Origin of the sequence: Nocardioides sp. zg-1308, from assembly GCF_013155375.1 — a bacterium.
GTDB classification, from domain to species: Bacteria; Actinomycetota; Actinomycetes; order Propionibacteriales; family Nocardioidaceae; genus Nocardioides; species Nocardioides renjunii.
Window position 1 is genome coordinate 1,663,258 of the sequence record NZ_JABJQY010000002.1, and the last position, 12,741, is coordinate 1,675,998.

Consider the following 12,741-nt stretch of genomic DNA (forward strand, 5'->3'; position numbering starts at 1 on the left):
TCGTCAAGAATTCCCTGACTCCTTTTGTGCAATTCCTGAGTTGCTGCCACACTGCTTTCGCCCTGTCGCAGGAAAGCAAAGGAATCCGCAATGGCACAAAAGGTCAACATCGTCCTGGTCGACGACCTCGACGGCACCGAGGCCACCGAGACCGTCACCTTCGGCCTCGACGGGACGACCTACGAGATCGACCTCAACGACGCCAACGCCGCTGCCCTGCGCGAGGCGCTGAGCGGCTACGTCGGTCACGCCCGCAAGGTCGCCGGCGGGTCCCGCCGCACCCGCCGGTCCACCAACGGCGCGTCCTCCTCGGGCTCCAACACCAAGGACGTCCGTGAGTGGGCCAAGGAGCAGGGGATGGAGGTCTCCGAGCGCGGCCGCATCTCCGCCGACGTGCAGCAGGCCTACGACGCCGCCCACTGACCGCCGCCGCGCGCGAGGCGGCTCACCGGTCCCGGTGGGCTGCCCTCACGCGACGTCGGCGTAGATGGCGCGACGCACGTCCGCCGTCAGGTCGGTGTACTCCGGGAGCGAGCGGATCTCCTCCACCGGCACGCTCTCCCCGTCGCGGCCGAACCGGGCCGGGGCGTCGAAGACGATCCGCCCCGGTCGGGGGCTCATCACGAGGACCCGGGACCCCAGGTAGACCGCCTCGTCCACGCTGTGGGTGATGAACAGGACGGTCTTGCCGGTCTCGCGCCAGATCTGGAGGAGCTCCCCCTGGAGGCGCTCGCGGGTCAGCGCGTCGAGGGCGCCGAACGGCTCGTCCATCAGCACGATGTCGGGGTCGCCGGCGAGCACGCGCGCGATCTGGCAGCGTTGCTGCATGCCGCCGGAGAGCTCGTACGGGCGGTGGTCGGCGAAGGCGTCGAGCCCCACCATCTCCAGGTAGCGGTCGGCGCGAGCGCGTCGCTCGGCCGCCGGCACCCGCTGGAAGCGGGGGCCCACCTCGACGTTGCGGCGCACGCTCAGCCACGGGAAGAGGGTCGGCTGCTGGAAGACGACACCGCGGTCGTGCCCCGGGCCCCGGACGGGCTCGCCCGAGACCGTCACCGAGCCGCTGCTCGGCTCGGTGAAGCCGGCGAGGATCCGCAGCAGGGTCGTCTTGCCGCACCCGGAGGGTCCCGCGAGGGTGACGAACTCGCCGGGAGCGATGTCGAGGGTGGTGGCCGCCAGGGCGGGGATCGACTCCCCGCCGACGTCGAAGCTCTTCGCGACCCCGTCGAGCACGATGGCGCGGCCGTGCCCCGTACGGGCGGTCACGGCGTCACCGACGCGGCGGGGCCGGCATCGACGTGCGAGGCGTAGTCCTGCGTGCTCCCCACCGCCTCGATGCCACCCTGCTCCAGCAGGAAGGACGCCGTGGTGTGCAGGTCCTCGGCCAGCTTGCCGCCGAGGTAGTCCGGTCCGGCCTGGGTCGCGGCGTCGAGGAAGGTGAGCCCCTCGAACTGGGGGAGGACGTCCTCGGGGTCGATGCCGAGCACGACGGCGACCGACTCGGCCGCGGTCTCCGGGTCGTCCTGGATCATCGTGACGGCGTGGTCCTGTGCCTTCGCCCACTGCTCCATGAACGCGGCGTTGTCCGCGGCGAACGCGGCGTCGACGGTGCCCACGTCGAAGGTGGGTCGGCCCGCCTCGGCGGTGTCGGCGCTGGACAGGATGCGGGTGCCGCCGTCCTCGATCAGCTGGCTCTGCGTGGGGTCCCAGACCCAGGCGGCGTCGATCTGGTCGCCCTGCCAGGCGCCGGCCATCTTCTCCGGGTCGAGGTTGATCACCTTGACGTCCTTGTCGGGGTCGAGGCCCTCCTCGATCAGGGCCTGCAGGAGCGAGTAGTGCGCGGTGCTGCTGAACGGCACCGCGATGGTGCCGCCTCGCAGGCCCGTCAGGTCCGTGACGGCGGGGTCCTTGACGACGAGGGACTCGGCGTCGCCGATCACGTCGTGGATCCAGACCACGTCGATGTCGACGTCGGCGTTGGTCGGCGCGGACGAGGCGATGGTCGCCGGCGAGGATCCCATCAGGCCGAGGTCGACCTCACCGGCGCCGTAGTAGCCCACGACGTCGCCGCCCGAGGCCGCCTGGACCCAGGTGATGGTGGCGTTGGGCATGCAGGCCTCGAGCAGGCCGAGGTCCTTGACCACGACGTCGCCGTTGGGGATCGCCTGCCAGGCAATCCTCGCCGTCGTCTCGACCGACTCGTCGGGCGTCCACGGGCACGCGGAGTCCTCGGGGGCGGTGGTGCTCGAGCGGCCGGCCTCGACGCAGCCGGTGAGGCCGAGGGCGAGGGCGGCTGCGGTGGCGGCCGTGGCGAGGGTGCGGAAGGGGTGCATCAGTGCTCCTGGTTGTCAGCGGGGTGAGGGGTGGGTAGGTGGATCAGGCCTTGCCGCGCCACGGCACGAGGGCCCGTTCGAGCGACTTGAGGCCCAGGTCGAGCACGATGGCGGCGAGGCCGATCACGAAGATGCAGGCGACGACGAGGTCGCTGCGCAGCTGCTCGCCGGCGAGGTAGGCCAGGCCGCCGATCCCGGGGATGCCGTTGGCGATCTCGGCGGCCACGACGGTGGTCCACGCGAACCCGGTCGCCACCCGGATGCCGGTCAGGACGTCGGGCAGCGTGGACGGCAGCACGACGGCCCACACGGTCTGGGCACGACGGGCGCCCAGGCTGAGCGCGGCGTTGACCTGGTCCTCGCGCACGCCGCGGACGCTGGCCATCGTCGCCATCGTGATCGGCGGGAACGCGGCGAGGAACAGCAGCCACACCTTGGAGGTGTCGCCGATCCCGAACCACACGATGAGCAGGCCGATGTAGGCGAGGGGCGGGAGCGAGCGCAGGAAGTTGAGGTAGGGCTCCAGCAGGGTGCCGAGGAACGTCGTGCCCATCACCAGGCCGAGCGGCACGCCGACCAGGATGCCCCCGCCGACGCCGGCGGCGATGCGCTGGAGGCTCGCGACCAGGTGCTCCCACAGGTAGTAGTTCTGTTCGCCCCGCACGATGCGGTCCGATCCCGCGCTCACCGGGTGGTCGGAGTTGGCGCGGACGAAGGCGTCCCACACGTCGCCGGGCGAGGGCAGGAACAGGGGCCGGACCAGGCCGGCCCGGGTGACCACCCACCACGTCGCCAGCAGCAGGACGAAGGTGGTGACGTGCAGCGCCGTACGACGTACGCGCGTGCGTCGCGCGCCCCGGCGGCGGGTGTCGGCGACGTCGCGGTCACGCGGTGCCGCGCGCTGCAGGGTCGGGGTGAGGCTCATCGGACGTCCTTCGGGTGGTGGAGCAACAGCCCGAGAGCATAACCATACTGACTTACTACACTTTAGGTGCCCATCCGTCGGTCCCGTTCGCTGTGAGCGGACGCTCTGGTGACTGGGGTGGGAACACGTAGGCTGATGGCGGGCGTTGAGCCCAGTGTCCGCGTTCCCGCTCCGGCGGGAGGCAGGCGGACCACGCAGACGTAGAGGAGCGCACATGTTCGAGCGGTTCACCGACCGAGCCCGGCGAGTTGTCGTGCTGGCCCAGGAAGAGGCCCGCATGCTCTCCCACAACTACATCGGGACCGAGCACATCCTGCTCGGCCTCATCCACGAGGGCGAGGGCGTCGCTGCCAAGGCGCTGGAGTCCCTCGACATCTCCCTGGAGGCCGTGCGCGCCCAGGTCGAGGAGATCATCGGCCAGGGCCAGCAGGCTCCCTCGGGACACATCCCCTTCACGCCCCGCGCCAAGAAGGTGCTCGAGCTCTCGCTGCGCGAGGCGCTCCAGCTCGGCCACTCCTACATCGGCACCGAGCACATCCTGCTCGGCCTGATCCGGGAGGGCGAGGGTGTCGCGGCCCAGGTCCTGCAGAAGCTCGGCGCCGACCTCAACCGGGTCCGCCAGCAGGTCATCCAGCTGCTCAGCGGCTTCCAGGGCAAGGAGTCGGCCGCGGCCGGCGCCCAGACGTCCGGCTCCGGCGGCGAGGCCCCCTCGAGCTCGCTCGTCCTCGACCAGTTCGGCCAGAACCTCACCCAGGCCGCGCGCGAGGGCAAGCTCGACCCCGTCATCGGGCGCGAGCAGGAGATCGAGCGCGTCATGCAGATCCTGTCGCGCCGCACGAAGAACAACCCCGTGCTCATCGGCGAGCCGGGCGTCGGCAAGACCACGATCGTGGCCGGCCTCGCCCAGGACATCGTCCGCGGCAGCGTGCCGGAGACGCTGAAGGACAAGCAGATCTACACGCTCGACCTCGGTGCGCTGGTCGCCGGCTCTCGCTACCGCGGTGACTTCGAGGAGCGCCTCAAGAAGGTGCTCAAGGAGATCCGCACCCGCGGCGACATCGTGCTGTTCATCGACGAGATCCACACCCTCGTCGGCGCCGGCGCGGCCGAGGGCGCGATCGACGCCGCCAGCATCCTCAAGCCGATGCTGGCCCGCGGCGAGCTGCAGACCATCGGTGCCACCACGCTCGACGAGTACCGCAAGTACCTCGAGAAGGACGCCGCCCTCGAGCGCCGCTTCCAGCCCATCCAGGTGCAGGAGCCCTCGATCGCGCACACCATCGAGATGCTCAAGGGCCTGCGCGACCGCTACGAGGCGCACCACCGTGTGACCATCACCGACGAGGCCCTGGTCTCGGCGGCGACGTTGGCCGACCGCTACATCTCCGACCGGTTCCTGCCGGACAAGGCCATCGACCTCATCGACGAGGCCGGTTCGCGACTGCGCATCCGCCGGATGACCGCGCCGCCGGACCTGCGCGAGTACGACGAGAAGATCGCCGACGTCCGCCAGCGCAAGGAGGCGGCCATCGACGGGCAGGACTTCGAGGCCGCGGCCCGCCTGCGCGACGAGGAGAAGCAGCTCGCCGCGCGCCGTGGCGAGCGCGAGAAGCAGTGGCGCGCCGGTGACCTCGACGAGATCGCCGAGGTCGACGAGGAGCTGATCGCGGAGGTCCTGGCCGTCGCCACGGGCATCCCGATCGTCAAGCTCTCGGAGGAGGAGTCCACCCGTCTGCTCAAGATGGAGGACGAGCTCCACAAGCGCGTGATCGGCCAGGAGGAGGCCGTCAAGGCCCTCAGCCGTGCCATCCGTCGTACGCGTGCGGGTCTGAAGGACCCCAAGCGTCCCGGTGGCTCGTTCATCTTCGCCGGCCCCTCGGGCGTCGGGAAGACCTGGCTGTCCAAGACGCTCGCCGAGTTCCTCTTCGGCGACGAGGACGCGCTGATCCAGCTCGACATGAGCGAGTTCTCCGAGAAGCACACGGTGTCGCGCCTGTTCGGCTCGCCCCCCGGCTACGTCGGCTACGAGGAGGGCGGCCAGCTCACCGAGAAGGTGCGCCGCAAGCCGTTCTCCGTGGTGCTCTTCGACGAGGTCGAGAAGGCCCACCCCGACATCTTCAACAGCCTGTTGCAGATCCTCGAGGAGGGTCGCCTGACGGACTCGCAGGGTCGCGTCGTCGACTTCAAGAACACCGTCATCATCATGACCACCAACCTCGGCTCGCGAGACATCGCCAAGAGCGTCAACCTGGGCTTCGGCGCGGTCGGCGCCGACCCGGCGGGCTCCTACGAGCGGATGAAGAGCAAGGTGTCGGAGGAGCTCAAGCAGCACTTCCGTCCCGAGTTCCTCAACCGCGTCGACGAGATCGTCGTGTTCCCGCCGCTGTCGCAGGAGCAGATCGTGGCGATGGTCGACAACATGATCGACGCCGTCGAGCTGCGCCTGAAGGACCGCGACATGTCCCTCGAGCTCACCCAGTCCGCGAAGGACCTGCTCGCCGTGCGCGGGTTCGACCCGGTGCTCGGTGCGCGTCCGCTGCGCCGCACGGTGCAGCGCGAGATCGAGGACGTCCTGGCCGAGAAGATGCTGTTCGGCGAGGTCGGCCCGGGCCAGATCGTGCTGGTCGACGTCGAGGGCGAGGGCCCCACGGCGACGTTCACGTTCCGCGGCCAGAAGAACTCGACGGTGCCCGACATGCCGCCGCTCGAGACGGTCGTGGAGGGTCCGCTCGGCGACGGGCCGGACGACTCGGCGGGACCGACCGACATCCCCAAGGCCAACGAGGCCTGAGCCTCATGGCCTGACCCGCCTCACCAGATCACCCCGGGAGCGCCCAGCGCCCCGGGGTGACCTGTGTCAGGAGGCCGTCGGCGACGAGGCTGTCGAGGCACCGCTCGCGCTGCTCCGTCCCGGGCCAGGCCGCCTCGACCTGGGCGAGCCCGAACGAGGCGGCGTCGCGGGCCAGCGCCATGATGCGTCCGCGGCACTGCCGGTCGGTTCCGGCCCACGCCTGCCCGCGGCGGGGCGGTCCGTCGTACGCCGGGAAGCCGGCGGCACGCCAGGCGCAGACCTCTGCGACGGGGCACGCGTCGCACCGGGGCTGGCGCGCCGTGCACACGAGCGCGCCCAGCTCCATCGTGGCGACCGCCCACGTCGCCGCGGTGGCGGGGTCGTCGGGCAGCAGCGCGGTGGCGACGTCGCGCTCGGCGCGGGTGACGGCCGGCGCGGGCAGCTCGGCGCCCGAGACCGCTCGCGCCAGGACCCGGCGGACGTTGGTGTCGAGCACGACGTGCCGGCGGCCGAAGGCGAAACTGGCGATCGCCGCGGCGGTGTAGTCGCCGACGCCCGGCAGCGCGAGCAGGTCGTCGTACGCCGCCGGGACGACGCCGTCGTGGCGCTCGACGATCGCGACGGCGGCGGCGTGGAGGCGGAGGGCCCGGCGGGGGTAGCCCAGCCGGCCCCACATGCGCACCGCCTCACCCGTGGGCGCCGCGGCGAGGTCGGCCGGGGTCGGCCACCGCTCCAGCCAGGCGGCGTGGACCGGGACCACCCGGGCGACCGGGGTCTGCTGGAGCATGAGCTCGCTGACCATCACCGACCACGGCGAGGCCTCCGGGCCGCGCCACGGCAGGACCCGCGCGTGGTCGTCGTACCAGTCGAGCACGGCGTCGTGCAGGTCGCTCGGTGCGGGCGTGTCCATCGCGGCGATCGTAGGTGAGTCGGTGCGCCTCCGCCGAGACGGGCCGGTCGCTGCCTAGCCTGACCCCATGCCGACGACCGTACGACCTCGTGGGCCGCTCCCGGCCCGGGTCTACTGGACCCGCCGCATCGTCGTGCTCGGCATCCCGCTCCTCCTCGTCGTGGTCATCGCCCGGCTGCTCGGCGGCTCGTCCGACGGCTCCTCCGACGGCGCAGAACGGGCCACCCAGGCAGGCGCCACGGTCGAGGAGACGGCGCCCAGCGCTGGCCCGACCGCCGGCGCCACCACCGGCACCGAGGGGAAGAAGCGCAACGGCAAGGGAGAGGGCAAGGGGAAGGGCAAGAAGCAGCGCCAGGAGGAGACGGCTCCGCCCGAGCCGGTCCTGGCCGAGCCCACCGGCCCGTGCGCCGAGTCCGACATCGTCGCCACGCCGGCGATCACCTCGGCGCCCGGCGGGTCCGACATCCCCATCACGATCACCCTGCGCACGCTGGTGAGCGAGGCCTGCACCTGGCAGGCGTCGGCGCAGACGATGACCGTGACGATCACGTCGGGCGACGACTACATCTGGAGCACCCGCGAGTGCCCGGCCGCCATCCCGGTGCAGGACGTGGTGGTCCGCTCGGCCGTCGACGCCCCGGTGGTGGTGACCTGGTCGGCCAAGCGCTCGGACGAGACCTGCTCGAACCTCACCGCTTGGGCCGAGCTCGGGTTCTACCACGTGCAGGCGGCCGCTCTCGGCGGCGACGCCACCGACGTCCAGTTCGAGCTCGTCGCCCCCCAGCCGGGGGTCGTCACCCAGACCGCCGACCCCCAGCAGCAGGGTGGCGGCAAGGGGAAGAACGGCGACACCGCCCACACGCCCGGCGAGGACGGGGCGGGGAACTCCGCGGGGTGAGCGGCCTCGGCGGTGGGTGAGCCACGCTTTCGTCGCCTGGGACGGGGCTCAGGCGCCGGCCGGGGATGGTCCGGGGCGACAATTCGGACACGTGTGCGGGACGTGGCCGTCGTACGCCGGGCGCGGGGGCGGTTTCTCGGACACGTGTCCGGGACGTGGTCGCCGTACGTCGGGCGCGGGGGCGGTTTCTCGGACACGTGTGCGGGGTGTGGTCGTCGTACGTCGGGCGCGGGGGCGGTTTCTCGGACACGTGTGCGGGGTGTGGTCGTCGTACGTCGGGCGCGGGGGCGGTTTCTCGGACACGTGTGCGGGATGTGGTCGTCGTACGCCGGGCGCGGGGGCGGTATCTCGGACACGTGTGCAGCCCACGCCGCCGCCGCCCGGCTCAGATGTAGCGCTCGGTGATGCTCGACTCCGCGAGGCGGGACAGGCCCTCGCGGACGCTGCGGGCGCGGAGCTCGCCGACGCCCTCGACGGCCTGGAGGTCGTCGATACCGGCGGAGAGCAGCTGCTGCAGGCCGCCGAAGTGGTCGACGAGGCGGTCGACGACGGCGGCGGGCAGGCGCGGGACCTTGGCGAGCAGCCGGTAGCCGCGGGGCGCGACGGCGGCGTCGAGGTGCTCGGCCCCGCCGAGGCCGATCGCGCGGGCGACGGCCGCGGGGTCGACGAGCTCGGTGGGGGACAGGCCCTCGAGCTCGGCGAGGTGGGACTCGGGGCCGGCGATGCGGCGGCGGGCGTGGGGAAGGTAGTCGCGGACGACCAGCTCGCGCTCGGCGTCGACGCCGGTGACGAGCTCCTCGAGCTGGAGGGAGAGCAGACGACCGTCGGTGCCGAGCTCGAGGACGTAGTCCTCGATCTCCCGGGCGATGCGGATGACCATCTCGAGGCGCTGGGCGACCACGGCGACGTCGCGGACGGTCACCAGGTCCTCGATCTCCAGCGCGGAGAGCGTCGCGGAGACCTCGTCGAGGCGCAGCTTGTAGCGCTCGAGCGTGGCCAGCGCCTGGTTGGCGCGGGAGAGGATCTTGCCGGAGTCCTCGAGGACGTGGCGGATCTCGCCGACGTAGGCGGCGATGATCTGCATCGACTGCGAGACCGAGATGACCGGGTGCCCGGTCTGCTTGGCGACGCGCTCGGCGGTGCGGTGCCGGGTGCCGGTCTCCTCGGAGGGGATCGTGTGGTCCGGCATGAGGTGGACCGCGGCCCGGTGCACTCGCGTGATGTCCTTGTCGAGGATGATCGCGCCGTCCATCTTGGCCAGCTCACGCAGCCCGGTGGCGGTGAAGGGCACGTCGAGGGTGAAGCCGCCCGTCGCGATCGAGTCGACCGTCTTGTCGAGGCCCAGCACGATCAGGGCGCCGGTGCGGCCGCGGAGGATGCGCTCCAGGCCGTCACGCAGCGGGGTGCCGGGGGCGATGGACGCCAGGGTTGCGCGCAGCCTGAGCTGCTCGTCGACGCGCTCTGCCACCGGGTCCTCCACGTGCTCTCTCTGCGGGCGCCGCCCCCGCGCGCCATCGGGTGCAGTGTAGGGGTGAAGCAGCCCTCCCCAGTGATCCTTTGGGGTGCCCGCCCCGGCGGCCGGGCGCGAAGCCCGGATTCGGAGGGTCGGCCGGGTCGCGAGGCCGGGTCGCGAGAACGGGTCGGAGCGGGCTCAGAGGGGCGGCGTGAGGTCGAGCGTCAACAGGGCCCCAAAGACGTCGTCGACCTCGATCACCTTGAGCCCGTCGACGGTGCGGTGGCTGGGGATCCCGCGCTCGCTGGCGAGCGTGCGTCCGCGCGGGACGACCGCCACCTTGAAGCCGAGGCGGGCCGCCTCGGCGATGCGCTGGGGCAGGTCGCGCACCCGGCGCAGCTCACCGGCGAGACCGATCTCGCCGATCGCCACCGCCCCGCGGGGCGCCGGCACCCCCAGGTGGGAGCTCGCCACCGCCACCGCGATGGCCAGGTCGGCGGCCGGGTCGTGGAGCTTGGCCCCGCCGACGGTCGCCACGAAGGTGTCGCTGCCGGTGATCCGCAGGCGGGCGTGGCGGGTCAGCACGGCCAGCACCATGTCGACGCGGGAGGACTCCACGCCCGAGACCGTGCGTCGTGGCCGCTCGAGCGGCGAGGGCGTGAGCAGGGCCTGCACCTCGGCGAGGAGCGGGCGACGGCCCTCCATGGTGACCGCGACGCACGTGCCGGAGACGTCCTGGGTGTGGTGCTCCACGAACAGGCCGGTCGGGTCGGTGACGGCCGAGATCCCCTCGGAGGACAGGTCGAAGCAGCCGACCTCGTCGACCGGGCCGTAGCGGTTCTTCATGGCCCGGACCATGCGGAACCGCGAGTTGCGGTCGCCCTCGAAGTGGAGGACGACGTCGACGAGGTGCTCGAGGACGCGGGGGCCGGCGATGGAGCCGTCCTTGGTGACGTGGCCGACGAGCATCGTGGTGATGTTGCGCGTCTTGGCGACGCGGATGAGCGCGGCGGCGACCTCCTTGACCTGGGTGACGCCTCCCGGCACGCCGTCGACCCCGGACGCGCCGATCGTCTGGACGGAGTCGACCACCAGCAGGGTCGGGCGGACCTCCTCGATGTGGGTCAGCACCGCCCCCAGGTCGGTCTCGGCGGCGAGGAACAGCTCGTCGTGGACCCCGCCGGTGCGGTCGGCGCGCAGGCGGACCTGGGCGGCCGACTCCTCGCCGGTGACGTAGAGGGTGCGCTGGCGGGTGCGGGCGGTCTGGGCGGCGACCTCGAGGAGCAGGGTGCTCTTGCCGACGCCGGGCTCGCCCGCCAGGAGGATGGCGGCGCCGGGGACGAGCCCGCCGCCGAGGACGCGGTCGAGCTCGGGCACGCCGCTCGAGCGGGCGACGGACTCGGTGATGGCGACCTGCCCGATCGGCACCGCCGGCGTCGACACCGGGCCGGCGGCGGCCCGCAGCGTCGGCGCCCCGGCCTCGGCGACCGAGCCCCACGCCTGGCACTCGCCGCACCGGCCGACCCACTTGCCGGTCTCCCAGCCGCACTCGGAGCAGCGATAGGACGGACGCGCCTTGGCCTTGGTCGACATGGCCCTCACGCTAGGTCAGGGCACCGACACCCGGTCCGCGCCGCGCCACCCGACGGGCCCACCGTCACCCGTCCGGTACGGACCACCTCTCCACAGGATGTGCCCCATCCTGTGGACGACTCCCGAAACCTGTGCACAAGTCGGTCCCCGGCTGGGGATGGAGGCCCCCGGTCGGGGGACGGACCGGTGGAGGGGGAACGGGCTCCCGCGACCCCTTGCGCCGCCCGGGAACGGTCGCGTAGAACTGCACCCACGCCGACCCGCAAGGGGAGGCGGGACGACTCGGGGACGAGGATCCGTCCGGACGGGAGGCTTCGGCCGACCGGCCGCCGCGACTGGGTGACGCAGGAGCGGGGATCGTCGAGGAAGAGCCGTCGACCGGAGGTCGTCACACGATCCGGTCAACCGAAGGGCCCTTGCGACTCATACTCGCAAGGGCCCTTCACCTCTGTGGTGGGCGCGGACCCCCGGACGCCAAGGCTTATGCTGACCGCCGTTGGATCGATCAACGTGCGCGGAGGGGGATCCATGGGGCACAGCGACCGTCGGCTCGGCAGCCAGCTGCCGGTGACGCCGCCGACGCTCGCCGACGTCGCCGAGCGCGCCGGGGTCTCCCGGCAGACGGTCTCCAACGCGGTCAACAACCCCGACCTCCTGCGTCCCGACACCCTCGAGCGCGTCCGGCAGACGATCGCGGAGCTGGGCTACTCGCCCAACCGCGCCGCCCGCAACCTCCGCACCCGCACGTCCTCGCTGATCGGCCTGCGCTTCAACCCGGTCCAGGAGGGCACGGCCAACGCCGCGATGGACCGCTTCGTGCACTCGCTGGTCGAGGCCAGCGAGGAGGCGGGCTACCACGTCCTGCTGTTCCCCGGTGACGACGAGGACCCGGTCGGCGGCTACGACAACCTGCTGCGCTCCACCGCCGTCGACGCGTTCGTCGTCACCGACACCTACCTCGGCAACCCGCAGGCCGCGTGGCTGAGCCAGCAGCGCGCGCCGTTCGTGGCCTTCGGCCGCCCCTGGGACGACGAGACCGCCCGCCACGTGTGGGTCGACGTCGACGGGGCCGCCGGGATCCGCCTCGCGACGCAGCACCTCATCGACCGCGGCCACACGCGCATCGCGTGGATCGGGTGGCGCAAGGACTCCCCGATCGGCGAGGACCGCCGCTCGGGCTGGGTGTCGACGATGCACGCCAACGGCCTGTCCACCACCGGCCTCGCGTCCCGCGTGGAGGACGTCGTGCACAGCGGCGCCGAGGCGGCCGCCGTGCTCCTCGACGAGTCACGGCCCACGGCCTTCGTCTGCGCCTCCGACACGCTCGCCATGGGCGTGCTGCACACGCTCTGGATCCGCCAGCTCGCGCCCGGGCGCGACATCGGGGTCGTCGGGTTCGACGACTCGCAGGTGGCGCAGGTCTACCCCGTCGGGCTCACGTCCGTACGCCAGCCGCTCGAGGACGTGGCGGTCGAGGTCGTCCGGACGCTGCGCGCGCTGCTCTCGCACCAGCCCGTCGCCAGCCGGGGCGTCCTGCTCGAGCCGACGCTCGCCATCCGCGAGTCGAGCCAGCCGGGGGTCCCGGTCGCCGGCCGTCCCGCCTAGCTGCTGGACTTCTTGCCCGACTTCTTGCCGCCCTTCTTGCCGCCCTTCTTCCCGAGCTCGGCCTGCGCTGCCGACGACTTCCGGGGGTTGGACTTCCCCTCCTCGTCGGCCTTGGCGTTGGCCTTCCTGGCCGTCTTGCTGCCCTTGCCCTTCTCGTCCGCCACGGCTGCTCCTCACGTTCGGGTGGGTCGGCGCGGCCGCCGGCCTCGACCGCGACGTACCCTCTGTGCCCGGTT

The 12,741-nt window shown here is 72.3% G+C and carries 11 protein-coding genes; 4 read left to right on the forward strand and 7 right to left on the reverse strand.

What is annotated here, in order from left to right:
* Positions 1-90: 90 nt before the first annotated feature.
* Positions 91-423, forward strand: a complete 333-nt coding sequence (locus HN031_RS09750; protein WP_172269418.1) for an Lsr2 family protein — start codon at positions 91-93, stop codon at positions 421-423.
* Positions 424-468: 45 nt separating this feature from the next.
* On the opposite strand, the gene HN031_RS09755 is transcribed toward HN031_RS09750, so the two are convergent.
* The 3 genes from HN031_RS09755 to HN031_RS09765 are packed head-to-tail and all read right to left on the reverse strand — an operon-like array spanning position 469 to position 3,255.
* The gene (locus HN031_RS09755) at positions 469-1,263 is read right to left on the reverse strand and encodes an ABC transporter ATP-binding protein (RefSeq protein ID WP_172269420.1); all 795 of its coding nucleotides are present in this window, start codon (positions 1,261-1,263) and stop codon (positions 469-471) included.
* Complete coding sequence (locus HN031_RS09760) at positions 1,260-2,330, reverse strand: ABC transporter substrate-binding protein (protein WP_172269422.1); 1,071 nt, start codon at positions 2,328-2,330, stop codon at positions 1,260-1,262. The genes HN031_RS09755 and HN031_RS09760 overlap by 4 nt, the downstream gene beginning before the upstream one ends.
* Positions 2,331-2,373: 43 nt before the next feature.
* Positions 2,374-3,255 (reverse strand): ABC transporter permease, encoded by an 882-nt coding sequence (locus tag HN031_RS09765; RefSeq protein WP_172269424.1) that lies wholly within the window; start codon positions 3,253-3,255, stop codon positions 2,374-2,376.
* A gap of 214 nt (positions 3,256-3,469) precedes the next feature.
* On the opposite strand from HN031_RS09765, the gene HN031_RS09770 reads away from it, so the two are divergent.
* Positions 3,470-6,046: an ATP-dependent Clp protease ATP-binding subunit gene (locus HN031_RS09770; protein ID WP_172269426.1), complete on the forward strand. Its 2,577-nt coding sequence runs from the start codon at positions 3,470-3,472 to the stop codon at positions 6,044-6,046.
* Positions 6,047-6,074: 28 nt separating this feature from the next.
* Here the strand turns inward: HN031_RS09770 and HN031_RS09775 are convergent, their stop codons facing one another.
* Positions 6,075-6,956 (reverse strand): A/G-specific adenine glycosylase, encoded by an 882-nt coding sequence (locus HN031_RS09775; RefSeq protein ID WP_172269428.1) that lies wholly within the window; start codon positions 6,954-6,956, stop codon positions 6,075-6,077.
* A 67-nt stretch (positions 6,957-7,023) separates the two neighbouring features.
* On the opposite strand from HN031_RS09775, the gene HN031_RS09780 reads away from it, so the two are divergent.
* Entirely contained in the window at positions 7,024-7,854 is an 831-nt protein-coding gene (locus HN031_RS09780) for a hypothetical protein (RefSeq protein WP_172269430.1), read from the forward strand.
* 385 nt (positions 7,855-8,239) lie between these two features.
* Here the strand turns inward: HN031_RS09780 and disA are convergent, their stop codons facing one another.
* Complete coding sequence (gene disA, locus HN031_RS09785; protein ID WP_322425083.1) at positions 8,240-9,322, reverse strand: DNA integrity scanning diadenylate cyclase DisA; 1,083 nt, start codon at positions 9,320-9,322, stop codon at positions 8,240-8,242.
* A 183-nt stretch (positions 9,323-9,505) separates the two neighbouring features.
* On the reverse strand, positions 9,506-10,900 hold the full coding sequence (radA, locus tag HN031_RS09790) for a DNA repair protein RadA (RefSeq protein ID WP_172269432.1): 1,395 nt from the start codon (positions 10,898-10,900) through the stop codon (positions 9,506-9,508).
* 528 nt (positions 10,901-11,428) lie between these two features.
* On the opposite strand from radA, the gene HN031_RS09795 reads away from it, so the two are divergent.
* Positions 11,429-12,505: a LacI family DNA-binding transcriptional regulator gene (locus tag HN031_RS09795; RefSeq protein ID WP_172269434.1), complete on the forward strand. Its 1,077-nt coding sequence runs from the start codon at positions 11,429-11,431 to the stop codon at positions 12,503-12,505.
* Here the strand turns inward: HN031_RS09795 and HN031_RS09800 are convergent.
* Positions 12,502-12,669 carry a hypothetical protein gene (locus HN031_RS09800; protein ID WP_172269436.1) on the reverse strand — a complete coding sequence of 56 codons (168 nt, stop codon included), beginning with the start codon at positions 12,667-12,669 and terminating at the stop codon, positions 12,502-12,504. The two genes, HN031_RS09795 and HN031_RS09800, sit on opposite strands and share 4 nt — an antisense overlap.
* Positions 12,670-12,741 lie beyond the last annotated feature (72 nt).

Excerpts from the sequence above, each read along its gene's own strand:
- HN031_RS09795 (WP_172269434.1), top strand. The coding sequence starts at position 11,429 with ATGGGGCACAGCGACCGTCGGCTCGGCAGCCAGCTGCCGGTGACGCCG.
- HN031_RS09765 (WP_172269424.1), bottom strand. The coding sequence starts at position 3,255 with ATGAGCCTCACCCCGACCCTGCAGCGCGCGGCACCGCGTGACCGCGAC.
- HN031_RS09775 (WP_172269428.1), bottom strand. The coding sequence starts at position 6,956 with ATGGACACGCCCGCACCGAGCGACCTGCACGACGCCGTGCTCGACTGG.
- HN031_RS09750 (WP_172269418.1), top strand. The coding sequence starts at position 91 with ATGGCACAAAAGGTCAACATCGTCCTGGTCGACGACCTCGACGGCACC.
- HN031_RS09770 (WP_172269426.1), top strand. The coding sequence starts at position 3,470 with ATGTTCGAGCGGTTCACCGACCGAGCCCGGCGAGTTGTCGTGCTGGCC.
- radA (WP_172269432.1), bottom strand. The coding sequence starts at position 10,900 with ATGTCGACCAAGGCCAAGGCGCGTCCGTCCTATCGCTGCTCCGAGTGC.
- HN031_RS09760 (WP_172269422.1), bottom strand. The coding sequence starts at position 2,330 with ATGCACCCCTTCCGCACCCTCGCCACGGCCGCCACCGCAGCCGCCCTC.
- HN031_RS09780 (WP_172269430.1), top strand. The coding sequence starts at position 7,024 with ATGCCGACGACCGTACGACCTCGTGGGCCGCTCCCGGCCCGGGTCTAC.